This is a genomic window from Paenibacillus sp. LS-5, assembly GCF_056121505.1.
Genome location: NZ_JBWAVA010000003.1, coordinates 276,776 through 300,092 on the forward strand (window position 1 = coordinate 276,776; position 23,317 = coordinate 300,092).

Annotated in this window: 22 protein-coding genes; 12 read left to right on the forward strand and 10 right to left on the reverse strand. The window is 50.6% G+C overall.

The features are described 5' to 3' along the window. Nucleotides 1-266: 266 nt before the first annotated feature. The 5 genes from AC0MA3_RS06785 to AC0MA3_RS06805 all read right to left on the reverse strand — a co-directional run bounded on the left by AC0MA3_RS06785 (nucleotide 267) and on the right by AC0MA3_RS06805 (nucleotide 4,626). On the reverse strand, nucleotides 267-623 hold the full coding sequence (locus AC0MA3_RS06785; RefSeq protein WP_379156565.1) for a nucleotide excision repair endonuclease: 357 nt from the start codon (nucleotides 621-623) through the stop codon (nucleotides 267-269). Between the two features lie 76 nt (nucleotides 624-699). Beyond that, a complete protein-coding gene (locus AC0MA3_RS06790; protein ID WP_474655604.1) occupies nucleotides 700-1,683 on the reverse strand; it encodes an NAD-dependent epimerase/dehydratase family protein in 984 nt (327 codons plus the stop codon). 115 nt (nucleotides 1,684-1,798) lie between these two features. Continuing rightward, a complete protein-coding gene (locus AC0MA3_RS06795; RefSeq protein ID WP_474655605.1) occupies nucleotides 1,799-2,347 on the reverse strand; it encodes a TetR/AcrR family transcriptional regulator in 549 nt (182 codons plus the stop codon). A 251-nt stretch (nucleotides 2,348-2,598) separates the two neighbouring features. Continuing rightward, nucleotides 2,599-3,339 carry a Bax inhibitor-1/YccA family protein gene (locus AC0MA3_RS06800; protein ID WP_474655606.1) on the reverse strand — a complete coding sequence of 247 codons (741 nt, stop codon included), beginning with the start codon at nucleotides 3,337-3,339 and terminating at the stop codon, nucleotides 2,599-2,601. 78 nt (nucleotides 3,340-3,417) lie between these two features. Further along, the gene (locus tag AC0MA3_RS06805; RefSeq protein ID WP_474655607.1) at nucleotides 3,418-4,626 is read right to left on the reverse strand and encodes a nitric oxide synthase oxygenase; all 1,209 of its coding nucleotides are present in this window, start codon (nucleotides 4,624-4,626) and stop codon (nucleotides 3,418-3,420) included. A 224-nt stretch (nucleotides 4,627-4,850) separates the two neighbouring features. On the opposite strand from AC0MA3_RS06805, the gene AC0MA3_RS06810 reads away from it, so the two are divergent. Beyond that, nucleotides 4,851-5,174, forward strand: a complete 324-nt coding sequence (locus AC0MA3_RS06810; protein WP_474655608.1) for a putative quinol monooxygenase — start codon at nucleotides 4,851-4,853, stop codon at nucleotides 5,172-5,174. A gap of 86 nt (nucleotides 5,175-5,260) precedes the next feature. Here the strand turns inward: AC0MA3_RS06810 and AC0MA3_RS06815 are convergent, their stop codons facing one another. After that, complete coding sequence (locus AC0MA3_RS06815) at nucleotides 5,261-6,115, reverse strand: EcsC family protein (protein WP_474655609.1); 855 nt, start codon at nucleotides 6,113-6,115, stop codon at nucleotides 5,261-5,263. A gap of 182 nt (nucleotides 6,116-6,297) precedes the next feature. Then, nucleotides 6,298-6,579, reverse strand: a complete 282-nt coding sequence (locus AC0MA3_RS06820) for a hypothetical protein (RefSeq protein ID WP_379156543.1) — start codon at nucleotides 6,577-6,579, stop codon at nucleotides 6,298-6,300. 268 nt (nucleotides 6,580-6,847) lie between these two features. On the opposite strand from AC0MA3_RS06820, the gene AC0MA3_RS06825 reads away from it, so the two are divergent. From AC0MA3_RS06825 to AC0MA3_RS06875, 11 genes are all read left to right on the forward strand, one after another. Then, a complete protein-coding gene (locus AC0MA3_RS06825; RefSeq protein ID WP_474655610.1) occupies nucleotides 6,848-7,825 on the forward strand; it encodes a CehA/McbA family metallohydrolase domain-containing protein in 978 nt (325 codons plus the stop codon). A gap of 2 nt (nucleotides 7,826-7,827) precedes the next feature. Then, nucleotides 7,828-8,799, forward strand: a complete 972-nt coding sequence (locus AC0MA3_RS06830; RefSeq protein WP_474655611.1) for a PHP domain-containing protein — start codon at nucleotides 7,828-7,830, stop codon at nucleotides 8,797-8,799. Beyond that, complete coding sequence (locus AC0MA3_RS06835; protein WP_474655612.1) at nucleotides 8,741-10,153, forward strand: MATE family efflux transporter; 1,413 nt, start codon at nucleotides 8,741-8,743, stop codon at nucleotides 10,151-10,153. The genes AC0MA3_RS06830 and AC0MA3_RS06835 overlap by 59 nt, the downstream gene beginning before the upstream one ends. An 8-nt stretch (nucleotides 10,154-10,161) precedes the next feature. After that, entirely contained in the window at nucleotides 10,162-11,271 is a 1,110-nt protein-coding gene (gene phnW / locus AC0MA3_RS06840) for a 2-aminoethylphosphonate--pyruvate transaminase (protein WP_474655613.1), read from the forward strand. Nucleotide 11,272: 1 nt separating this feature from the next. Continuing rightward, complete coding sequence (gene phnX / locus AC0MA3_RS06845) at nucleotides 11,273-12,097, forward strand: phosphonoacetaldehyde hydrolase (protein WP_474655614.1); 825 nt, start codon at nucleotides 11,273-11,275, stop codon at nucleotides 12,095-12,097. Continuing rightward, on the forward strand, nucleotides 12,081-13,448 hold the full coding sequence (locus tag AC0MA3_RS06850; RefSeq protein WP_474655615.1) for an aspartate aminotransferase family protein: 1,368 nt from the start codon (nucleotides 12,081-12,083) through the stop codon (nucleotides 13,446-13,448). The genes phnX and AC0MA3_RS06850 overlap by 17 nt, the downstream gene beginning before the upstream one ends. Nucleotides 13,449-13,594: 146 nt before the next feature. Continuing rightward, on the forward strand, nucleotides 13,595-14,956 hold the full coding sequence (locus tag AC0MA3_RS06855) for an extracellular solute-binding protein (protein WP_474655616.1): 1,362 nt from the start codon (nucleotides 13,595-13,597) through the stop codon (nucleotides 14,954-14,956). Between the two features lie 103 nt (nucleotides 14,957-15,059). After that, nucleotides 15,060-15,992 carry a carbohydrate ABC transporter permease gene (locus tag AC0MA3_RS06860; protein WP_474655617.1) on the forward strand — a complete coding sequence of 311 codons (933 nt, stop codon included), beginning with the start codon at nucleotides 15,060-15,062 and terminating at the stop codon, nucleotides 15,990-15,992. Between the two features lie 20 nt (nucleotides 15,993-16,012). Further along, the gene (locus tag AC0MA3_RS06865; RefSeq protein ID WP_474655618.1) at nucleotides 16,013-16,843 is read left to right on the forward strand and encodes a carbohydrate ABC transporter permease; all 831 of its coding nucleotides are present in this window, start codon (nucleotides 16,013-16,015) and stop codon (nucleotides 16,841-16,843) included. Then, nucleotides 16,840-17,955, forward strand: coding sequence for an ABC transporter ATP-binding protein (locus tag AC0MA3_RS06870; protein ID WP_474655619.1), 1,116 nt, complete (start codon nucleotides 16,840-16,842; stop codon nucleotides 17,953-17,955). The genes AC0MA3_RS06865 and AC0MA3_RS06870 overlap by 4 nt, the downstream gene beginning before the upstream one ends. Before the next feature lie 93 nt (nucleotides 17,956-18,048). Next, complete coding sequence (locus AC0MA3_RS06875; RefSeq protein WP_474655620.1) at nucleotides 18,049-18,840, forward strand: DeoR/GlpR family DNA-binding transcription regulator; 792 nt, start codon at nucleotides 18,049-18,051, stop codon at nucleotides 18,838-18,840. Here AC0MA3_RS06875 and AC0MA3_RS06880 read toward each other — a convergent pair. From AC0MA3_RS06880 to AC0MA3_RS06890, 3 genes are all read right to left on the reverse strand, one after another. Beyond that, nucleotides 18,837-20,258: a hypothetical protein gene (locus AC0MA3_RS06880; RefSeq protein WP_474655621.1), complete on the reverse strand. Its 1,422-nt coding sequence runs from the start codon at nucleotides 20,256-20,258 to the stop codon at nucleotides 18,837-18,839. The genes AC0MA3_RS06875 and AC0MA3_RS06880 overlap by 4 nt on opposite strands. Before the next feature lie 81 nt (nucleotides 20,259-20,339). Next, on the reverse strand, nucleotides 20,340-21,044 hold the full coding sequence (locus AC0MA3_RS06885; RefSeq protein WP_474655622.1) for a DUF6033 family protein: 705 nt from the start codon (nucleotides 21,042-21,044) through the stop codon (nucleotides 20,340-20,342). Nucleotides 21,045-21,275: 231 nt separating this feature from the next. Further along, nucleotides 21,276-23,267, reverse strand: a complete 1,992-nt coding sequence (locus AC0MA3_RS06890) for an FAD-dependent oxidoreductase (protein ID WP_474655623.1) — start codon at nucleotides 23,265-23,267, stop codon at nucleotides 21,276-21,278. Nucleotides 23,268-23,317 lie beyond the last annotated feature (50 nt).

A 23,317-nucleotide genomic window follows, 5' to 3' on the forward strand; every position in this document is an offset into this window, starting at 1 on the left:
AAAAATGTCGAGCCCATACGAATTTATTATAGTTGATTTAGCTTTCATGTTAGTGAGCCTTAGTACCTAAGTTTCGTAAATGTATCCAAAGGCCTAATTTCCCTTAAACGGAAGTTGCAAACTCATATATAGGTATAATTACCTATTCAATAACGGGTGTTTTACGCATATTTTATGCACTTCACACTTCCAGAAATAGTTAGCTATGTATATACCGGCAACAAAAAAAGCGCAATCCCGGGGACCGCGCTTCAGCTATACCATTATTATTTGTATAGCACTTTCTCTACATTGTATTTGGCTCTAAGCTTGTTCACAATGTACGTTTCGTAAATCTCTCTGTCGACGGCCTCATCAACGATGCAAACTTCAATCTTGGTCACTTCATCACGGTGGGGCTTCATCACCGAAACGTTATCTTCAAAATGCTTTTTGATCCGCGGTCTCAGCTTTCTGGCCTTACCTACGAACAGCAGCTCATCTTTGTCGTTGTAGAACATGAAGATGCCTCCTTGTTCACGGGTAATCAGGTGGAAATCTGTAAATCCGTAAATATGACTCAGTTCAGGATTCTCCTGTTTTGTAATGGTAACATCGGGCGTTGGAATCGTAATGTTGATCATTGTGGCTCACTTCCCTCTTGGATATAGACATAAATAGTAACATAGTTCCAGAACCCTGACTATACAGAAGTAGCGCTTAGATAGCCTTGGTCTGACGGTGCTGAATCGCTTGAATCGTCTCTCTGATCCCCTGCTCAAATGAAGTCGCCGGAATCGGGCCAACCAAACGCTCATACTTCTGTCCGCTTAAACGCAGTGGTTCCTTCGTCAGATATAGCATCTCTACAATCTCTTTCATGACTGGTACAAACAGACCTATCAGCATTAACCCGAAAGCCCCCACAGGGATAACCGGCTTCGATTTGCCGCTCGCTGTCCGGGCGATACGGACAATCTCCCTGCCTGATATACAGCCTGCACCGGGAATGTTCCAGTTCTGCCCATAGGCCTCCTCCCGTAGGGCTAACTCGACGATCATCACTGCTGCATCGGGCAGATACACATATTCACGCGGCACAGTCATATTCCCGACGAACATTCCCGCTTTGCCGGCAGCAATCGCCTCAAGCGTTGAACCCAGATATGAGGCTTCATTGGCAGTAGGGCCGTAATAATCAGGCAGCCGTACAATCATGCCCTTGGTATGGCTCCAGCGCGGACTGAAGAACATCCGCTCGAACGCAAGCTTTGTTTTGCCTTTTCTGGTATGCGGATTCTTGGGGAATTCCTCCGTGATTGGCTGTTCATCCTGTCTGCGGCCATAAGGATAGACTCCGTCCACAGCAACGACCCGGGCACCGAGTCTGTCCGCTGCCTCCATTACAGCCTCGCCCATTGGCAGCAGCTTAGTGCTCATCTCATTATAGGGTACTGATGCCGCATGAATAATAATGTCCGCTCCCTGCGCAGCATTGAATACATCGTCCGGTTTGAACACATCTCCTGTTCTCAGGCTAAGCCCAGCCGGATTGCCCAATTGAGCCGCGAGTTGCGCAAGCTTTGGCATGGAACGCCCGAAGGCAACCGTATTGATCCCTCTCTTGAGCAGCTCTGCAATAATTACTGTTCCAGTTCCTCCTGTTGCACCCAATACGACAGCCTTCGTTGTTTTGTTCATCATTAGTTATTCCTCCAATTTTTTTAGTTATGTTGTTATTGATCAATCACTACTTATTAGCCGTGGACTGGCTAAGAGCAGAGCCCTTAGGTCCATAAGCTAGTTCATTCCCGTCCGGCTACTCCAGATGCTTCGGCTTCAGATCAGGCATCTCCAGCGCCATTGCAATATGGCAGAGCATACCATTTGCCATAAATGTGCTGACTTCCACCTCGGGATGAGCGATCCCCGCAGCAATGAACTTGCTCTCCATCAGACTTGTCACCCTTTGCATTCCTGTCTGCATAGACCGCCGAATGGCTTCATCACGAATCCCGAGTGCCTGCACCTGCAGAATGATTTCACTCGGATGCGTCTCCATCATCTGCTCATACACCCGAATTGATTCCCGCAGCAGTTCTTCTCCGGAAGCCTTTACGTCTGTAAATGTACGGATGGTCCGTTCAAATGCCCGGTCTAATGCCGCCACAAACAACTCTTCCTTATTCTTGAACAATTTGAAAATGTACGGCTGGGAGATCCCTACCTTCTCTGCCACCTGTGCAGTAGTAGCCTTGAAGTAGCCATGCTCTGCGAATATAACCACAGCCGCCTCCAGGATTTGCTCCCTCCGGTTGACTGAGGTAGCTTCTTGCTTAGTCCGTGCGCCTCCCGATAGCTTTGTCATACTGGCCTCCTGTTGTTTTTCCCGTTATGTTGTTATGAAATGTTGTTGGTATTAATAAATAGCCTAGTTGTTATTGGTCAATCACTATCTTAATTGAAGTATACAAGGACGTCTCCCGGAATTCAAGCCTATATTTAAATTTTTTAGATTCCTTTGTACAAAAAAAAACAGCTGCACCGCCTTATAAAAAGGACAGAGCTCGCTGTTTTATGAAATCCTTCGTTACGTCGCAGCTTGCAGCACTGCATTCCTTAATCCCGGCTCCACAGCTTGGATAGCAATCTGAGAATCTCCACATAGAGCCATACGAGCGTAACCATAAGGCCGAAGGCTCCGTACCATTCCATGTATTTGGGAGCTCCCTGCTGTGCGCCGTTCTCAATAAAATCAAAGTCCAGTACCAGATTGAGCGCAGCCACAATAACGATAATAACCGAAATACCGATTCCGATCAGGCTGTTGCTGTGCAAATAAGGAACCGTTACACCGAACATTCCCAGCACGAAGCTCAAGAGATATACGATGGCGATTCCGGCTGTGGCAGCAAATATGCCGAGCTTGAAATTCTCCGTTGCTCTGATGATTCTTGTCTTATACGCAAGCAGCAAAGCAACAAATATACTCAATGTCAGCAAGGCGGCCTGCAGAGTGATCCCATAATACAAGGCCTCGTAAGTCGCCGAAATAGCACCGAGAAACAATCCTTCAGCCAGCGCATAGACTGGCACCAGATAAGGTGCGGCAGCCGGTTTGAAGCTGATAATCAGTGCAAGCACGAACCCGATCAGTGCGCCACCGATGGCGTAAGGAGCTACATTTTGGCCGTTGAAATACATCGACCAGGCGCTAAAAGCCCCTGCCAGCAGAATGGTCAGTGTGATAAAGGTTTTGTTGACCGTTCCGTTAATACTCATGCGCTCCTGCCCGGAGTACCGCTCTGCACGATCAAAGGTTTTTTCATTTAATGCGGGATTTCCGCTCCGACCGATCAATGGATCATCTCATTTCATCACTTATTTGTGTTTATAATAGCATATTCGTTGTGTGAACATATTCGTCTCGCCAGCCCCTTATTTCTGATGCTGATGAAACGGACAAGCCGACTCCGCTGCCGGATCAGCCTCAGGGTGTGGACTTATCTGTAAGTCTTCTCCCAGCCAATGGGCATATGCCGCCTTCTGATAGATCAGCCTCGGGCTAAGGTTCCGCTCCTTCAGGGTGTTATCGTTCCAAATCGGTGTTGAGGACGGCGACATAGGAGGGATCAGCCAGCCCCACTTGCCTGAAACCTGGCGGCCCTGTTGCTTCTCCTGCTCCTGAAAGCGGGCGAACTGATCGGCGGCGGTATGATGATCCACAATGCTGACTCCCGCCTGTTTGAAGGAATGCAGCACCGCGCGGTTCAATTCCAGCAGTGCCCGGTCTTTCCAGAGCGAGGTGTTGGTCGAGCGGTCCAGACCGAGCAGATCCGCTACAGCAGGGAGCCGGTTATAGCGGCTTGTATCACCAAAATTACGTGAACCAATCTCTGTCTCCATGTACCAGCCGTTGAAAGGAGCAGCGGTATAGGAAATTCCGCCGATTTCGAGCAGCATATCCGACACGATGGGTACTGAATACCAGCGCAAGCCAAGCTCCGGGAACCGTTCGATCTCGGGATGGGTCAGCCGGACCTCCTGCACCAGCTCCGGCGGTATGGTGAACCAGCGTGGTTCCTCTTCACCAATACTGACGACCAGCGGAAGGACATCGAAATCTCCGCCATTGCCCTGCCAGCCCAGCCTCCGGCAGACGGCAGTGAACACATCCGACGCTGGATCGCCGGTACGGGCACATCCTCCTTGTCCAGGGTATCCGGCATAGCGGATCAGCTGATGATTCCAGATCCGGACCGCCTTCTCCGGATTCCCGCCGCTGCGGAATATCGTAATGAGGGGACGGATGCGGCCATTATTGTTGGCCTGTTTCACATGCTGCAGGAGTGCCGCCGCCACCTCCTCAGCAGTCTCCACCTGCCGGGCATCGTTCACCTCAAGAGTGTGCCAGAACAGGCGTCCGATGCAGCGGCTGTTGTGGCGCCAGGCCATTTTTGCTCCATGGACAAGCTCTTCCTCTGTATGTGTGTAGGTACCGGATTGCGCCACTTCTTCGTGTATGGCCTGTATGCGTTCCGCAATAATCTGCTCCGGCTTTTCCAGCTCTGTATAGCACAGCCGGATGAAAGACTCTGCCTGTCCGGTCAGTTTCCCGTACGACTTCTCTTGTAATCGATTATCCATCCTGCCCACACACTCCCGCTTCTACTTCCGGCGGATTTCCCTTCGGAAAATTGAATGATTTCATCATAGTAACTCCTGGAGGAATATGCAAGAATGGCTGCAAGAGCTGATTCCAGACTGAAATGAAATACAGCGTTCATGTCCACCCGGTGTCTGATAAAATGTAGTTGAGCTGCAAATGCAGTCCCTAGAACTTAAAATTCGAACCTGAGGAGTGACCGGGTGTGAGTAAATTCGGAATGGTTGCCAAATTCACCGCCAAACCAGGTAAACGTGATTCCCTTGCGGCGATTCTTCTTGAAGCTGCCGCTGCAGCTGATCACGTTCCTGAATGTGAGCTGTACATCGTTAACCTCTCGGAGAGTGAGCCGGATATCCTCTGGGTTACAGAGGTATGGAGCCATGCGGAAGCCCACGCGGCTTCACTGCAAGAGGAGGCAACCCGGGCAATCATCCAGCGGGCCAAGCCGCTGATTGCTGGTATCGAACCTATTCGGCTTATCCCCCTCGGGGGCAAAGGACTTGCGTCCGGAAATCCGGAAGCTTAGGTGTATCTGAACCCAAAAAAGCAATAATTGCAGCCACTTGAAGAGCTGCATTATTGCTTTTTTTGGCTTACACATATACTCTGCTATCAACCTTTGTATGAAAATTCATCCAGCTCTGCCATTCTGGCGATGATCCTTCTTTTGCGGTAGAGCATCCGGGCAGCCTCGGCCACATCCTCCAGCGCTTTGCGGTTATTATAAGCCCCGAAGAACATCCCTGCGACTGGAACGGCCTGCAGCATCTTTTTCCATCCCCAATTGTCGCGATACACCGTAACAACCTCGCGCCAGCCCTGGATCTTGGAGATGGCCGTATGGGTTCCGGCAGTAATATCACCATCTCCGCCAGCCTGCAGGTTAAGCTCTTTCAGAATGGTGCGCTTTCCTACAATATCCGAAGAAGCAAACTGCATCACCTTGACGGTAAATATCCGCTCCGCTTTATCCGTAGGATTATAGCCATAGCAAAGGCCAATCTCCTGAATAACTTTCAAGGACAAGCCCAGAATCGCCGGGATGTCCGCCGCCAGCGTGATCAAACCGCCGAACCCCGTAGTCGCTCCCTGAGCGGTGGCGACATTCCTGCTACTCAGTGTAAGCCGCTGGGCAGCCTTATCCATAACCGTAAGCGGATAGGGTCCTTCCCCGTTTCCTCCAGCCGCGCGGCTTTCGGTCTGCATTAATAACCCAACCTTACGCCCGGCCACGAGGTAATTGCCCCCGTTCTGGATATAGCCTCCCAGCTCGTCCAGGAGCTTGCCCAGCTTGTCGTGAATAAACTTTGGCGTGACTTTATCGAGCAGCTTGAAGGGCAGACGGGTAATACGGTCCCAGATCATCAGCTGGTTCTGTTCCTTTTCCCACTTCGTAATTTCGGCAAGCGCGGCATTCAGCGCCTCCGCAGTCTCCAAATGCGGCACATGTCCAGCAGTTTCCGGCATATTTACGCCCCCTTATATACTTGTTTGTTTCAGTAGTACGTTCATTGCAGGCAATCGGTTCTGTTAACTTTATAACCCGTTTGTGGTCACTTGAAAGATGGAGGAACTATGAAGCCTGGCATCTGGATGAATAATAAAAAAGCATTTCCGGATAAATCCGGAAATGCCTGAGTTCTCTGAGCCTACTGTTTGGTGTTTCTCTCCGCTGCTTCTGCGAGGGCAAGCCTTTTTTTCTCATCCGCCAGTCTTTCCTCGGTCAGATCCACCCCATGGCCGCCTATCGAGCCTTCTGGAGCATGGCTCACCGCCTCCTCCGCGTGCGTAAGGCTGTTCTCTGCCTGCGACAGCATCTGCTCATTCGGGTGACTTAGCGCCTGTGATACGGAGTTGTGCAGCTTGGTCACCGCATCCTGGGCCTGGTCTACCGTACTGTTGGTCCGAAGGCTGGATTCGTAATGCTTCATATGGTCAACCGCTCCCTTCTGTCTCACTGTTCAATCCTTTTTTAGGATGGATAGAGCGGGGGTTTTTATACACTATATTTGTAATTTCTGCACCAAATCAACAATCAAGGAATGGGGTTATTATCGATTTCGGTAAACTTTGTAATCGCTCTGTTAAATAATTTGAATTGGATTGAAACAGCTTTCGCCTGGCTGTATGATGGACACAAACAACAAGAATCAATATGAAAACACAAGAAAACAAATTGTTGGCAGAGGAGAAGGATCGATGAAGAATCATATTTATTTGGCAAAAAATAAACCAACGTATAAAGGCAATCTGCATCTCCACACCACATGGTCTGACGGCTCCCTTCCGGCAGCGGAGACTGTCCAGGTGTTCAAGGAGAAGGGCTATCATTTTATTTGCATAAGTGATCATGATGTTTATTCGAGAACGGACGAGTTCAATACAGACCAGTTCATTACGATACCCGGGATGGAGCGGGGCGGGCTTAACCCTGTACCTGATAAGGACCCGGGCTACCACTTCGGGGTTCTGGACGATCCAACCGCTCCTCCCGCGCAGCCACGATTTGAGCATCTGCAGAGGTTCCCGGTTCCCCTTCCGTGGGAGGGTAGTCACTCCCCGCAGGTGCTGATTGATGAGATGATTGCCCACGGGAATTTGGTGATTTTCAACCACCCGGAGTGGCATCTGACGCGTTTTGAAGACATGGTCAACTATGATGGTTTTTTTGCCATTGAAATCTATAACCATGCAACGGAATGGTCGACGACAAGTTCCTATGGAGCTGCATACTGGGATCACGCCCTGCAGAACGGCAAACGGGTATTCGGGATCGCTGCGGACGACTCCCACGGGCATGACCGGAATTGGGCCCTTCCTGAATATGGAGGTGGCTGGGTTCAGGTTCAATCGGAGGCTCTGACGCCTTACGCTATTGTGAGCAGTCTTAAGGCAGGCAGCTTCTATTCAAGCACCGGGCCGGAGATCCACGATCTACGGGTGGAAGATGGGCAACTCATCATTGAATGTTCGCCCTGCAAATTCATTATGTTCAAAGCATTTCCGCTCCGGGGACCGTTTCTAGGCAATTACCAGAATGGTGAACCCCTGACTCTCGCCTCGATGCCCATCGAAGCGGAGATGCAGTACATCCGGGTGGAGTGCATTGATTTTGAGGGAAATGTAGCATGGTCCAATCCCGTATTTATAGCAGATTTGCTCGAGGGGGACGAATAAGGATGGAGCCGGTGATTTTTCTGAACAGCCAGAAACGCAAATATAAAGGCAACCTTCATACGCATTCTACACGCAGCGACGGGCAGTACGCTCCTGAAACTGTAATGAATGCCTATAAGAATAAAGGCTATGACTTTATGTGCCTGAGCGATCACGAAATTTATTTCAAGTCTGACGCTTATGATGATGACCAATTCATCATGATAGACGGCTACGAGATGGCTTGCGAGATGAGCAGACAGGAGACGGGGCAACAATACCATATTCACGGACTGCTCGACCGGACGCTCCATTCATCCCATGAGTTCGGACATGACGAAGAGCATGACAAGCCGGATTATGTGGATATGAATACCATTCAAAGCCTGATCGATGAGATGAGGGACAAGGGCAATCTGATCATTATGAATCATCCGGAATGGTCCAGGAACAAGCCGGAGGATCTGCTGGGGCTGCGGGGGTATTTCGCGATCGAGATTTACAACCATCAGTCAGAGCTTGACGAGGCGGTGGGATATGGGGTGCATTATTGGGATTATCTGTTGAAGAACGGAAGCAAGGTATACGGAATAGCCTCGGATGACGCACACGGCGGTGACATCAATAGTGCGATCTCCGAATTTTTCGGCGGCTGGGTATGTGTAGAAGCGGAGAAGCTGGAGCAGCAGTCTGTCATCGATGCCTTGAAATGCGGCCAGTACTATTCGTCGAATGGCCCTGAAATCTATGACCTGCGGGTGCAGGATGGCTTCCTGCAGATCGAATGCTCCCCGGTTAAGTTCATCAGATTCATTACACATCCCGGCAATGGCCGCAACATATACAGCAAGGAGGCAGTTCCCGTCAACCAGGGCTCCTACCGGATAGAGGGCAGCGAGCAATATATCCGCGTGGAATGCGTGGATTTTGAGGGGAATGTGGCCTGGTCTAATCCTGTTTTTCCGGCTGAACTTCCGTCTGGAGCTCTTGAATAGTGTGGACAGCTTAGAGTTGCAATTCCGCAGAGATATGAGAAGGCTTGTCCTGCCATCGATTCTACAGATGCTAATAGGGAATTCGTTCTCCCTGATCAATACACTGATGGTGGGAAGCATGGGGGATTCTGCAATAGCCGTTATGGCCGCCGCAGGTCAGGTGAATTTTATTCTGGGTATGATTTTATCAGCTATCTACGGAATCTCCGCCTACATCACTCAATTCTATGGCAAAAACGATATCGTCAATGTAAAAAAGGCCTTCGGACTTATGCTTATCTCGAGTGCCGCTATCAGCTTAACTGCATTCATACTAGTCTCCTGCTTCAAAGTTCCCATCCTGTCCCTGTTCATCAAGGATGCAGCCGTTGCTGCTTACGGCGTTCAATATATGTCAGTCATCGTATTCGTCTACCTGATCAATTCGATTAAAGATGTCTACGGCAATGCACTCGGCTCGATCGGCAAAATCAAGCTGATGCTGGTGGTTGGCATCATCGCCATGGTGGTCAACGTCGTGCTGGACTACACGCTCATCTATGGAAAGCTTGGATTCCCCAAGTTGGGCATTGTTGGAGCAGGGTGGGCGACATTAGCTTCATCCATGCTTAGCACAATTATTTTAATAGGCTATGTTTATGGAAAAAAGTATTACGTCAACGTTACGCTGCGGGAGATTATCTCCTTCAATTGGCCGTTCGTGAAACGAGTCTATGCCACAACACTGCCACTCATGTTCCATGAAGGAATGTGGTCCGTCGGGAACATGCTGTATGCACTGGCTTTTGGACATATCGGCGTTGCTGCGCTAGCGACTTATCAATTGGCGAACACGTTCAATGGATATTTCATGATGGGGATCTACGGCTTTGCCTACGCGGCGAAAGTGATGGTGGGCCAAAAGCTCAGCCAGGACGACCAGAATGAGGCGGTGCTCTATGCCCGGAAATTTACCCGGATCGCATTGTATTCCTCTCTCGCGGTGAGCGCAGGAATTCTTCTTCTGAGCCCATATGTTCCTCATCTGTTTCCCAATCTCAGCCAGGAGGTACAGTCCTCATTCCGGCATATTATGGTCATTCAAGCGATCGTGATGGTCATGTTCTTCTTGAACAATCTCTGGATTGTCGGACTGTTCAGAGCAGGCGGCGACAATTTGTACACCATGAATCTGGTCCTGGTCACGACATGGCTGATTGCTTTGCCGCTGGTGTTCGCAGGAGCATATCTGTTTCACTGGCCGGTGGAATGGATATACCTGATGTTTTCACTGGAGGAAGTATCGAAAGCATGTATCGGATTCTTCAGATACCGCTCAAATAAATGGGCACGCAACCTTGTCCATAACCTGTAGGAGGAACAATGGAACAACCCTATTTATTACTGACCCCAGGCCCTCTGAGCACAACCTCATCTGTCAAGGAAGTTATGCTGAAGGACTGGTGCACCTGGGATAGCGACTACAAGGATATCGTCCAGTCGATTCGAAGTAAGCTGCTGCGGCTGGGGCATGCTCCCGAAGAAGAGTATACCGCAGTGTTGATTCAGGGCAGCGGGACGTTCGGGGTCGAGGCGGCAATCGGCACTGCAGTTCCCAGCGGCGGCAAGCTTCTCATCCTAGCGAATGGCGCCTATGGCGAACGTATCCGGGAGATTGCAGGTGTGCTAGGAATCCGGCACCGGACGCTTGAGTATGCTTCTGATCAGCTTCCTGCCACAGAACATTTGGCCGCTGTGCTCGAACAGGACCCTGAGATCACTCATGTAGCCCTCGTCCATTGCGAGACAACAACAGGCATATTGAATCCGCTGGAAGCACTCATCCAGGTGATCAAGAAACATAGGAAAATAGCCATCGTCGACGCCATGAGCAGCTTCGGCGGTACGCCTATAGCGGTTGGGGAGCTCGGCATTGATTATCTGGTCAGCAGTGCGAACAAGTGTATCCAGGGTGTGCCGGGCTTTAGCTTTGTGATCTGCAGGAAGAGCGAGCTTATTGAGTGCAAGGGGCAGGCAAGGTCGTTATCACTGGATTTATTCGGCCAATGGCAAGCGATGGACAGCGACCCAGGCAAGTGGCGATATACTTCTCCTACGCATGTTGTGCGGGCATTTTATCAAGCGCTGCTTGAATTGGAGGAAGAAGGCGGAGTGGAACAGAGATGTGCCAGATATACCAGGAATCAACAAACGCTGGTGCGGCTAATGGAGCAGGCAGGATTTAAGGCCCATTTGCCCGTTGCTGTTCAATCCCCTTTTATCACGACTTTTGAATATCCGGATCATGCACACTTTACGTTCGAAGCGTTCTATCGTTATCTGAAAGAAAATGGCTTCGTAATCTACCCCGGCAAATTAAGCAATGCGCAGGTGTTCCGGATCGGAACGATCGGCGATGTGCATCTGGAAGATATTGAAAGATTATGTGAGGCGGCAGCTTCTTATGTAACTACCCTGCGACAGGAGTGCTGATATGACCAAGAGAGTACAAGGAATCATCATGGATTGGGCGGGAACTACGGTGGACTATGGATGTATGGCTCCTGTACAAGTGTTCCTCGAGATCTTCCATTCCAAAGGAATAGAACCGACGATGGCAGAGGTACGGGCTCCTATGGGGCTGCTCAAATGGGATCACTTTAAAGCCATGCTCGAGATGCCAAGGATCGGCAGGCTGTTCGAGGAACGCATGGGCCGTCCTTACACCAACAGTGATGTGGACGAGATGCACGAAGCGTTCGAACCGAAGCTGCTGGGCATTCTGCACCGGTTCTCGGATCCCATCGGGAATGTCGTGGAGGTTATTGATCAGTTGCGGCGGGAAGGCCTGAAGATCGGCGCAACAACCGGATACAACGATACAATGATGAAGATTGTGGCGGATCATGCCCGGGAGAAAGGATATGCGCCGGACTATTGGGTAACGCCAGATTCAGTGAAGGGCAAGGGCCGTCCTTATCCCTATATGATTTACTCCAATATGATTGAACTGGATATGGGGATGCCGTCACAGGTCATCAAGGTTGGGGATACGGCCTCGGACATGCAGGAGGCCAGAAATGCCGGTGTCTGGGCGGTTGGGGTGGTAGACGGCAGCTCGATGCTGGGCTTAACAAAAGAAGAAACAGCCGCGATGGAGCCTGCTGCTCTAAGGGAATATACCGAAGCTGCCAAACAGCAATTCTTATATCACGGAGCGCACTATGTGGTTGACCAGATATCCGGTCTGCCAGACCTTATCGGACAGGTGAACCGGCGTCTGGGGGAGGGGGAGTTGCCTTGTGGACATAAAGGCTAATACAAGAACCGAGGGAGATATTAACCTATCCACAGAGCGGCATAACTTTCAGGAGGCCTGGCTCAGTCCCGAAACAATGGAAGTATTAGCAGAGGACAGCCGGTATTTCCTTCATCAGTCCATGTCGACACCTTGTCTTAATGTCATCACGAATGCGGAAGGCATCTACCTGGAAGATATGGACGGCCGCAAGGTCATGGACTTTCACGGGAACAGCGTGCATCAGGTCGGGTATAAGAACCGTTATGTTCTGGATGCGGTTATGGCCCAATTGGAAAATCTCCCTTTTCTGCCCCGCCGCTATACCAATCCGGTAGCCATCCGGTTAGCACAAAAGCTTGTCCAGCTAGCCCCAGGTGATTTGAATAAAGTATTATTCACGCCTGGCGGAACAAGCGCCATTGGACTTGCGATGAAGCTGGCCCGTAAGGCAACGGGCAAATTCAAGACCTTATCCACTTGGGATTCATTCCACGGCGCAAGCCTGGATGCGATCTCTGTGGGGGGAGAAGGCATATTCCGCAATGGAATGGGTCCACTCTTGCCGGGGACGGGGCATATGATGCCCTTTAATTCCTACCGTAGTATCTTCGGAGATCATGATGATGGCACTTATTCCCTTAACTATCTGGAATACATGCTGGAGCGGGAAGAGGATGTAGGAGCGCTCATCCTGGAGCCGATCCGGAGTACAGATGTGCAGATTCCTCCCAAAGCTTACTTCCAGCGGCTCCGCCGGCTCTGCGATCAATATGGCATCCTGCTCATCCTGGACGAGATTCCTACAGCATTCGGAAGAACCGGAACGATGTTCGTTCATGAACACTTCGGAATCGTGCCTGATATCGTAGTGATTGGCAAGGGCTTCGGGGGCGGAGTGTTTCCCATGGCCGGGATTATTACCCGCGAAGGCCTTGATGTGGCACAGGACATTTCGCTTGGACATTATACGCATGAAAAGAGCTCTGTAGGCTGTGCGGCAGCACTCGCCACTATAGAATTCATCGAAAATAACGGCCTTCTGGCTCATGCCGTACAAATGGGGCAATTCCTGCAGCAGCAGCTTACAGAGATGATGCAGAGGCACGAGGCGATTGGCGATGTGCGTGTCATTGGGATGCTGGCCGGGATTGAACTGGTAACGGATAGACACACGAAGGAGAAGGCGACCCAGCATACCGAAAAGGTAATGTACCGCTGTATGGAGCGGGGCTTAAGCTTTAAGGTATCGAATGGAAATGTCATTACGCTGGTCCCGCCTTTGATTACGACTCAGCTCCAATTGGAACAGGCATTAACGATTATTGAAGAGGCCATTGTGGATACTTATCCACATAAAAACAACTTTTAAATACTAAATAACAACAAAAACAATATTAAACAACAACAAAACAAAAATATTACGTGGTTTTAATCCCAGCTTTACATGCCGCCTTTATACTTAGCTTGTACAGGAAATTAAGTAAAGTGAAACGGCCATGAGGAGGACTTTGAGGAATGAAGAAGCTTGTTGTTACTGCGTTGAGTGTAGTCTTGAGCACAGGACTGTTGGCGGGATGCGGGCCCGGTAACGAACCGGCAGAGGCAACATCGGCAGGTGAGGCGAAGATGAAGGAGATTCAAATTTCTGTTCGCGAGAGTACTTGGGGAGCACGCAAAGACAACTTTATCGAAGCTGAGAAACGCTTGAACGAAGAACTGAAGGCTGACAATGTTCAAGTAAAGATCGATTGGTGGCCGGGAATCGGCGATGACGAGCTCATTCTTCAGGCACAGGCTGGAAAAGTAGCAGATATCTTTATGAATTCCAGTGTGGATATTGGCTGGGAGCTCAATGCCGGTATCATCCGTGATGTCGATTGGGTGAAGGATTCTGAAGTATTCAAGAATGTGCCTGATTCCTATACCAATATCATGAAGTATGACGGCCATTATTATGGGGCTATTCAGGATATGGATGCTTCCCCGGTATTCATCAGCCGCAAAGCGCTCGAAGGCTTAGGCTGGACGAAGGAACAGATCGATGGCTTAAGACAGCGTGTGGACTCCGGCGACTTCACCTTCGGGGATCTCGAGAAGCTGGCTGAAGAAGCGAAGCAGAAAAAATTGGTCAAAATGGGCTTCGCCGTAGAAGATACACGGTTTGAAGGCTGGAATTATGCGTTCGGCAATTACAACTACAATGTCGATGAGAATAAAATGGTTCTTACTAAAAAAACCAAAGACGTATACGGCTTCTGGGCGGATGCGGTAAAACGCGGCATTATCGACGAAGCGATCGGTGATGTAGACACGGATAAAGCGGCGCCTATGTTTGTCAAAGGTGAGATTTTCGCTGAATTCGCCCGTACCGAGTTCTACCAGATGATGCGTGAAGCGAATGGCATGCAGGACGATCTGGAAGGCTTTAATACCTGGTTCAATGAGAATATCGTCTGGCTCCCTATTCCCTCAGCGGAAAAAGGCGGCAAACCTGTGTCCTACAGCAACCCGGCTATGATCTACGTGGGTCCGACTGTTGATGACGATAAGATGCCGTATGTCCAAAAATTGATCGAGCACGTGCTAGATCCGGACCTGCAGATCAATCACACCCTGGTCAGCGGCAAACTGCCGGTAACACCGGAAGCGCAAGAAGACGCACGCTTTAAGGAAATGGACTTCTACAAGGACCATGCGTACCTGCTCGAATTCACGAAGACCCGCCCTGCCCAACCAGATTACGCAACCTATACCAAATCTTATATCCTGGGCGTTGATGCGATTCTAACCAAAGGCCAATCCGCAGAACAGGCCTACGAATTGTTCCAGAAGGATGCGAAGCAGAACGTACCTTCCGATCATCTCATCACAGAATAAGAATAGGCTGGATTCACTCTACCGGAAACGGATACCGTCCTTTCACAGGGCTGCGTAGCCGTTTCCTCTTGTTCCATATTATGAAGGCGGGTGAAGGATCAGCATGGATCACACTACTGTTCAACCTATCTACAAAAAACCTTTCAGGAAGAAGATGTACCCCTACTTTTTCATTATGCCGTTTGCGGCATTGGTGCTCGTATTTTTCATCCTGCCGGCCATCGCAACCATCGCCATGTCCTTTACGGATCTGAATGCGTCGATGAAGCCGAAATTCGTAGGATTTAGTAATTTTACAAGAGTATTCTCAGACTACAATCTTCCGGGCATTTTATGGAATACGGCTATTTTCTCCATCCTGTCCTTGTCCGTCTCGCTGCTCTTTGCACTGATTATATCCATTGCCACCCAGTACTTTCTTAAGGGGAAAATCACGGCTGTCATCTACAGGGTGCTATGGCTCATTCCCAGTATTATACCTGCTGTCGTCTATGTTACCTTCTGGAAGTATATCTTTGATCCCACCGAAGGCGGCCTGGTCAATCGGATCCTGCTGCAATTGGGTGTCGAGTCTGACCCGGTATCCTGGTTCTCCAAAGCCGCAATGGGAATTGTCATCTTGGCGACTGTCGTGTCCACGATATCCGGCGGCATGATTCTGCTGTCCGCTGCGATCAATTCGATCCCTGAGGACTTGTACAAAGCAGCAAGAGTGGACGGCGCAAGTGAGAAATCCGTTATTATGAAAATCATTTTGCCCACCTTAAAGTGGCCGTTAATGTATATTACCATCTCGGAGCTGATCGGCTTTGTATCCTCCTACTTCTTTATCATGCTGCTTACGAACGGCGGCCCGATGAGAGATACGACAACCTTGTCCCTGTACGCTTACCAACAGGCCTTCAATCTGAAATACTATGGCTACGGAGCAGCCGTATCACTGATTGTCGTAATGATCTCTTTTATACTCACCTTATTCTTCTTGCGGTTATTTGATTTTGACCAAATGATCAAACCTTCAAGAATTGAAGACTAATCCAGGAAGGCGGCAGTCTGATGTCGACCAGTACGCTTAAAAAGTTGCTAGTGCACACCTACATGACATTATTTACGCTGCCGATTATCGCGATGATTATCTGGTATTTTCTGGCAGCCACAATGAACTTCACGACAGGGCAGTTTTCAATGGACAATTTCTCCTTCTTCAAGGAGCCTGTCGAATATGCCGGGGTTAAGCTCCCCTTAATATGGCCTATTGTGCTCAATACGCTTGTCTATTCTTTTTTGATTGTCATGATCGAAGTCTGCATCTCTGTACCGACGGCCTACGCCTTCTCCAGACTGGACTTCAAGGGCAGACGCTCCGCGATGAAATTCCTGTTTCTGATGAGATCCTTTCCGGGGATCACGCTAATTATCGCGACCTTTTTTATTCTCGTTCAAATGCATCTGGTCAATACGTATACGGGCGTATTATTGGTCGCAGTGACCGGTTCTCTTCCCGGGCGGGTCTACATTATGAAGGGGTTCTTTGACGAGGTACCCTGGGATATTGAATGGGCGGCCATGGTGGATGGATGCACCCGCTACCGGGCCTTCAAAAAGGTACTTGTCCCCTTCGTGCTGCCCGGAATTGGCGCGATTTCCGTATTTTCCTTTCTCGGGGCGTATGGGGAATGGTTCCTGTTCAAGCTGCTTATTTTTAATGACGATATGCTTACGCTTGCCGGCTACTTGTCCAAGCTAGTGACCAAAGAGGATCAAATTATGAATTACGGCCTTATTACAGCGATAGGATTGTTCTATACACTGCCTATCATTCTATTCTACATATTCACCCAGAAGATATTCATGAAGGTCAACTTGGGAGGGGCTAAGCAGGTATGATTACCTTAAGAAATATTGTGAAGGAATACGATGGCAAGCAAGACAGCGGCAGAGCGGTAGACGGCCTGAATCTCGAGATTAACAAAGGGGAATTTGTAGCTCTGCTCGGTCCTTCCGGCTGCGGGAAGACGACGACGCTTATGATGCTCGCAGGGCTGCTGAAGCCGACTTCAGGAGAGATCCACTTCAACGGGAAGCTGGTCAATCACGTGGAGCCCAAAGACCGCAATATAGGCATGGTGTTTCAGTCCTATGCGCTGTATCCCCATCTGTCTGTCCGGGACAATATCGCTTTTCCGCTAAGAGAACGGAAGATTCCCAAGCAGGAAGCCTATGAACGGGCCAAAGAAACGAGCAGAATTCTGCAAATCGATCACCTGCTTGACCGCAAGCCTTCGCAATTGTCCGGTGGACAACAGCAACGGGTGGCTATGGCCCGGGCACTCTCCAAAAATCCTGAAATCTTATTGCTGGATGAACCCATGTCCAATCTGGACGCACGCCTGAAGCTGGATGTCCGGGACGAGATCCGTAAGATTCAGCGGAACTTGGGAGTAACTACGATTATTGTGACTCATGATCAGGAAGAGGCGCTGGCCATATCCGATAGGGTCGCTATCTTGAACGGCGGCAGGATTCAGCAATACGCACCCCCGAATGAATTATTCAACCATCCGGTGAATCTGTTCGTAGCCAGCTTTCTGGGCAACCCGCCGATGAACCTTGTCCAAGGAGAGCTCAGAGAGATGAACGGCAACCAGGTAGTTGTTACGGAAGGCTTTGAGTATATGGTTCCGGCCGGGCGCAGGCTGGACAGAGAGCATATCGGGAAATCCGTACAGTTCGGGATCAGGCCTCATGACATCACGATTTGCTCTGAAGCAGACCCCCAGAGGATAAAAATGAAGGTGGATCTGGTCGAGCACCTGGGCAGCGGCAAGCTGGTAAAAGTGATGGATCCGTTAGGAAAGCTGGATACGATGATCCGGCTGTTGACCGGCAATGAGGCCGAGATCGGGAACGGTGATGAAGTGTATATCAAATTCAGGGAGGACAAATTCCACCTGTTCGATATGAAGGATAACGGCCGCAATTTATTGCAATATATATAGAAGATGAGTGCTTGAGGATGTATTGAATGCCCTTTATTATTAAATGAAGAGCCGATATAATGATAGTTCATAATAAGAAGGGGGTAGGGTAGGGTGTCTCTTGCCAGCGAAGAAAGAAAAGAGACGATCATGACTCTCCTGAATGAGAGAGGTAAAGTGATCGCAAGCGAGCTCTCTTTGCTGTTCGAAGTGTCCACTGAAACGATTCGCAGAGACCTCGACGAGCTAGAGAAAGAGAATAAACTGAAAAAGGTATATGGCGGTGCCGTTAAATTCAAGGCTGAAGTCGAGCCTCCTCTCTTGGAAAGAGAGGCCGTTCACGTTGAAGCGAAACGCAAAATTGGCGTTCTTGCTGCAGGACTCATTGAGGACAATGATGTTATTGTTGTGGATGAAGGAAGCACCGCGCTGCAGATCATTCATTGCCTGGAGGGCAAGCAGCATTTGACGATCTTAACCAATTCCGTGCCTGCCCTCATGCTTCTCATCGAATTTCAAAAACGCGGTACGTTCAATGGGAAGCTTATTTTCATTGGCGGCGAAGTGAGCGCCAAGCATCTCCGGGTATCCGGCCCCATCGCCGAGAAGGTTCTGGAGGATTTCTATGTGAATAAATCCTTTGTCTCTGTCGACGGTGTCTCCCTGGAGAACGGCATTACAAGCTACGACTATGAGAAGGCTGTATTCACCAGGCAAATGATCCGCAACTCAGAATTGGCGATCGTGGTAGCCGATTCCTCCAAGATTGATAAGCGTACTGTAGCCAAAATAGCCGATATGAATGAAATTCACATGATTGTTACGGATCAGGCACCTTCACCCAAATGGAAAGCGGCATTACAGAAAATGGCTGTACAGTGGATTCATCCTCAAGATGAAGTCTAGACCAGGAACATGGCGACGATCGTAGTCGCCGCAAGCCCAAGCAGGACCGGCTTCAGGTTGCGCCGGGCCAGCTCAAAGGGGCTGACTCCGCAGATGGCAGCCGCAGGAATCAGCGCCCACGGAATCAGGGTGCCTCCGCCGACCCAGATGGCGGCCACCTGCCCCAGGGCGGTCAAGGTCGCCGCGCCGGAATGGATGGCGGCGGCGAACAGCTGGGCCACTGAGCCGGCCAGCGAGATGCCGGAGAAGCCCGAGCCGTCGAGGCCGGTGATCGCGCCGATCGCCGTCATGGTCACGGCTCCCACTGCACCGTTCAGCGGCACGTGATCTGCGAGGGCCACGCCCAGGTCGTTCACGATGCCGTGTGAGCCGCCCGGCAGCACCTTGCCGAACAGCTCGGTGAATGCCGAATCGCCCAGATAAAAGAAAGCGGCGATGGGAATTACCGGACCAAACACCCGGAAGCCGAAGGTGAAGCCCTCAATCAGGTAGGAGGTGATTTTCTCCAGCCCCTGATTCCGGTGGGCCAGCATAGTGATCGTGATCAGAACCAGCACAGCGGTGCCGCCCACCAGTGCGGTAGCGTCTCCGCCTTGCAGACCCAGTGCAAACATTGCTGCCACGTCCAGGAGAAAAAGTAGTGGAATGGCGATGGCCAGTGCTTGCCGTAGCCGGGGATCCAGCAGAACCGGCTGTTCTTCCGCCCCTTCCGTCTCCGGTCCTCTCAGCTTGCCCGTGCTGCCCTTGAGGGTAACGAGTCCGTCTCTCCAGGTGCCGTTCTTCTGATCACGGCGCATCATCCAGAATGCCGCAAGGGTAGTGACCAGCCCCATTACGATAACCAGCGGGACGCTCGCCTCCATCACGCTGGATACCGGAAGACCGGCGGCATCCGCGGTGAGCTTCGGGGCGCCTTGAATAATATAATCTCCTGACAAGGCGATGCCGTGACCGAATAGGTTCATAGCTACAGCGGCCCCAAGTGCAGGCAGTCCCACCCGCAGAGCCACCGGCAGCAGCACTGCCCCCACCAGCGCAACGGCCGGCGATGGCCAGAAGAAGAAAGAGGTTACCATCATTATGAGCCCAATGCCCCAATACGCCATCGCAGGGGTGCGCATAAACCGGGTAAGCGGAGCAACCATAGTCTCGTTAATGCCTGTAATCATTAGAATCCGGCTCATCGCTACAATAATGGATATAATCATAATGGTCCCTAACAGCTCTTTGGTCGCATAGACAAAAGAGTTGAAAATCCCCGTTACCGAACCGCTAAGCGTCTCTGTGGCAAACATGCCCAGGGCAAAAATTCCGACCACACAGATCATCGTTGTATCCCGCCGCCGAATCAGCAGCACTATAATGAACACAATAAAAGCCAGGTAAACCCAGTGTAATGCAGTAAGCTCAATGCCCATTATTGCATACGCCCTCTCTTCACCCTGCAGGTTGGTGCTATATGCTATGCAGGAGAATAGGCGGTTGTTCGTGTGGGCATTTTACAACAATTTGTTGGCTCTTCTGGCCCGGATTAGCTGAATCTGCTGCAAGCTGTCATGCGCAGCTACTCCATCCACCGGGTTCGGCGCGGATTCTGTACTCTGAAGAGAGGCTTCCGAAGCAGACAGCAGCTTTCTCGATAGAATAGGCAGGGCCGTCTCCCAGGCATGCCGCCTCTCCGCCGCCGCGATGGCCTCCTCCGTCTGCTCTTCCGGGATTTCCGTATCCTTGGATTTGCTTACCATCCCTTCCTTCGGGGTGAACCATAGGGCCCCTGTAACCGTACCGTCCATATGAATAATAAGGCTATGTCTCAAGGGTTTCCCTCCGCTCAGCGGCTGCACCGGATTCGGGCTGATCTTCTCCGTATGAATGTGCTGGTCGATGATGCCATACATTTTACTCCGCACAACTGGATCTTTAGCCATCTGCTGAAGGATATTTGGCGCAATTACAATTTCCTGCCCACCGCCGCTCATACCGGGATGTTCCGACTCTTTTCCGTCCGCAGAAACGGTTAGAATACGCACTTTAATTCCATATTTCCGCTTGATCCGCTCCGCCTGATCCTGTGTTGCCGCATTGACGGCCGCCAAGGTTTCGTTAAAACTGAGCGCAGAGACCGGCGTAGACGGGTGGAACTCCTGCTGCTGTGGAGGCCGGGTCAAAGAAACACCATGGATTCCCGTAATAGGATTATACATATTGCCTCCTCCTTTCTTCATAAAGTTTCAGTTATCCTATTTTATCGGCCGGAATGGAATGATTACTTACACGTTCCGCAGACAAGTGGAAACGGCTTCGCCGTCCTTTTAAGGATGGCAAAGCCGTTTAAGCGAGAAATAGAAGGATAATTTATAGTGTGAAACCTATATATTCTTATATTTGCACAAAAGAGGGAGCCACAGGCTCCCCCTTACCTTGAACAGTAATTCTTATTTTGCGAACGCACCTGCTGCGGCATCCTCTCCGCCCAAACGGCCGGAAGTGAAGGAATAGCCAAGACCCACGCCGTTGCCGACATAAGTGTCATTGAACAATACACCTTCGGATTCGAGGCCAACCGCATATAACCCCTTGATCGGCACCCGTTTGTCATTCAGTACCTGGAACTTGGCATTGACCAGCAGACCGCCAACCGAGCCCAGATTGTTGACCTCAGCGATGATTGCGTAGTAAGGACCGCTGTCTCCCATAGGAACCAGATATTCCTTTGCTTTGCCGAACTCGGTATCCACACCGGTTTTCGTTGCTTCCTGATACTGTTTGAAGTCATTTGCAAAAACTTCTGCGTCCAGACCGGCATTTTGGGCCAGCTCTTCAATGGTGCTGCCTTTATAGCCGTCACCGTTAGCGACCATGGATTCGAATACTTTATCCGCATCCTTCCATGGCGTGTCCAGCTTGAACTGGTCTGCAAAAGAAGCATAGAATTCCGGCGGCATTCCCGGCAGTGCAGGCGCTTTTACACCATTCATCCCTTTAGCCTTCAAAGCATCAATCTGTGCTTGCGAGACAATAACCAAATGATACGCTCCGTTAAAAGCACTCGTGTTGGCAGCCGCTACAGAGGTAAGCGTAGCCGCCTCGTCTCTGAATCTTGCCCCGGAAGGGCCGACATTCATCAAAGTAGGCAGATAGGAGAGCATCAGCGGGTAACTGGCTTCAAAATCCTTGTATTGCGTCTTCAGCTTCCCGGTTGCTCTGGCCAAGGTCTGGTGCAGCATTTGACCGCCAAAATTATCAGGCACCTTGGCTCCGGCATCCCAAGACATCTGCAGTCCTTCGCCGATATTCTGGCCCAGCCCCCCGTTGACGCCTTCGAAGCCGAACGCTTCCTTGACCATTTCTTTGTTGCCGGCATAGCCGCCGGTTGCCATGATGATGCTTTTCCCGGTAATCTCAAGCGTTGTGCCGTCGGCTTTCTCAGCGACTACACCGGTCACCTCACCATTGGCGCCTGTAATCAGCTTCTTGGCAGTTGTTTCGGTAATCACCTGTCCGCCGCCCTTCTCTACTGAAGCAGCCAGCATGGCCCGCAGCGTAGGCTGGCGTGTTTCGTAAGCCGGAAGCATGTGCAGTTGTTCCCCGGCGAAATTGATGAAGGTTGTTTTGTAGCCTTTCTTATTCAGCCAATCGTAGGTTTCTCCGGACTTGGTCACATACTGGCGGATCGCTGCCGCATCCACTCTCCAGTGGTTATTGACGATCCAGTCGGAGATTTCCTTCTCCACATTGACCTTTAAGCCGCTGCTTACAGCTGCTGAAGAGTTGTAGAATTTGCCCGCCCAGGACAGATTGCTCGCTCCGCCGATGGTGGCTGTTTTCTCAATAATAATGACCTTAGCACCTTTATCTGCTGCGGACACGGCTGATGAGACACCGGAGGCTCCGGCGCCAACAACCACAACATCGGCCGACAGCTGCTCGGTTTTGCCTTCACCGGCTTTGGCTACAGTTCTGGACTTGAATGCCTCTACGTTACCGCCCGCTTGCTTCACTGCATCTTCAACCGCTGCCAGTATGGCTGTGCTTGATTCAGAAGCCCCGCTGACCGCATCAATGGCGAGCGTCTGCCCAGCGATGATCTCATCCTTGATCTTGTTGATAGCTTCAACGCCAATTCCGGCAGTTTCCTTCTGGCTAAGCACCTGAATATCGGTGATTTTGGACTGTGCGTCCAGCGTAACCTCTACCTGGATTTTGCCGTCTTTGCCATCGGCCTCTGCCTTATAGGTTCCTGCTTTAAAAGAAGCCGGCACCTCATTATCATTCGTTGCCTGCTGAGTCACTTCTGGCGACGCAGACGGCTTCCCGGATGCGGCCGGCTCCGCAGCATTATTGCCGCTGCAGCCGCTGATCAGCGACAGAATGAGGACGAGGCACACGGATAACATGAATACTTTGCCTAGTGCTTGCTTACGCATTGTTTTTCCCCCTGTGTAGTTTGTAGTTGACCCCGTTCTCTCTGTAAGGG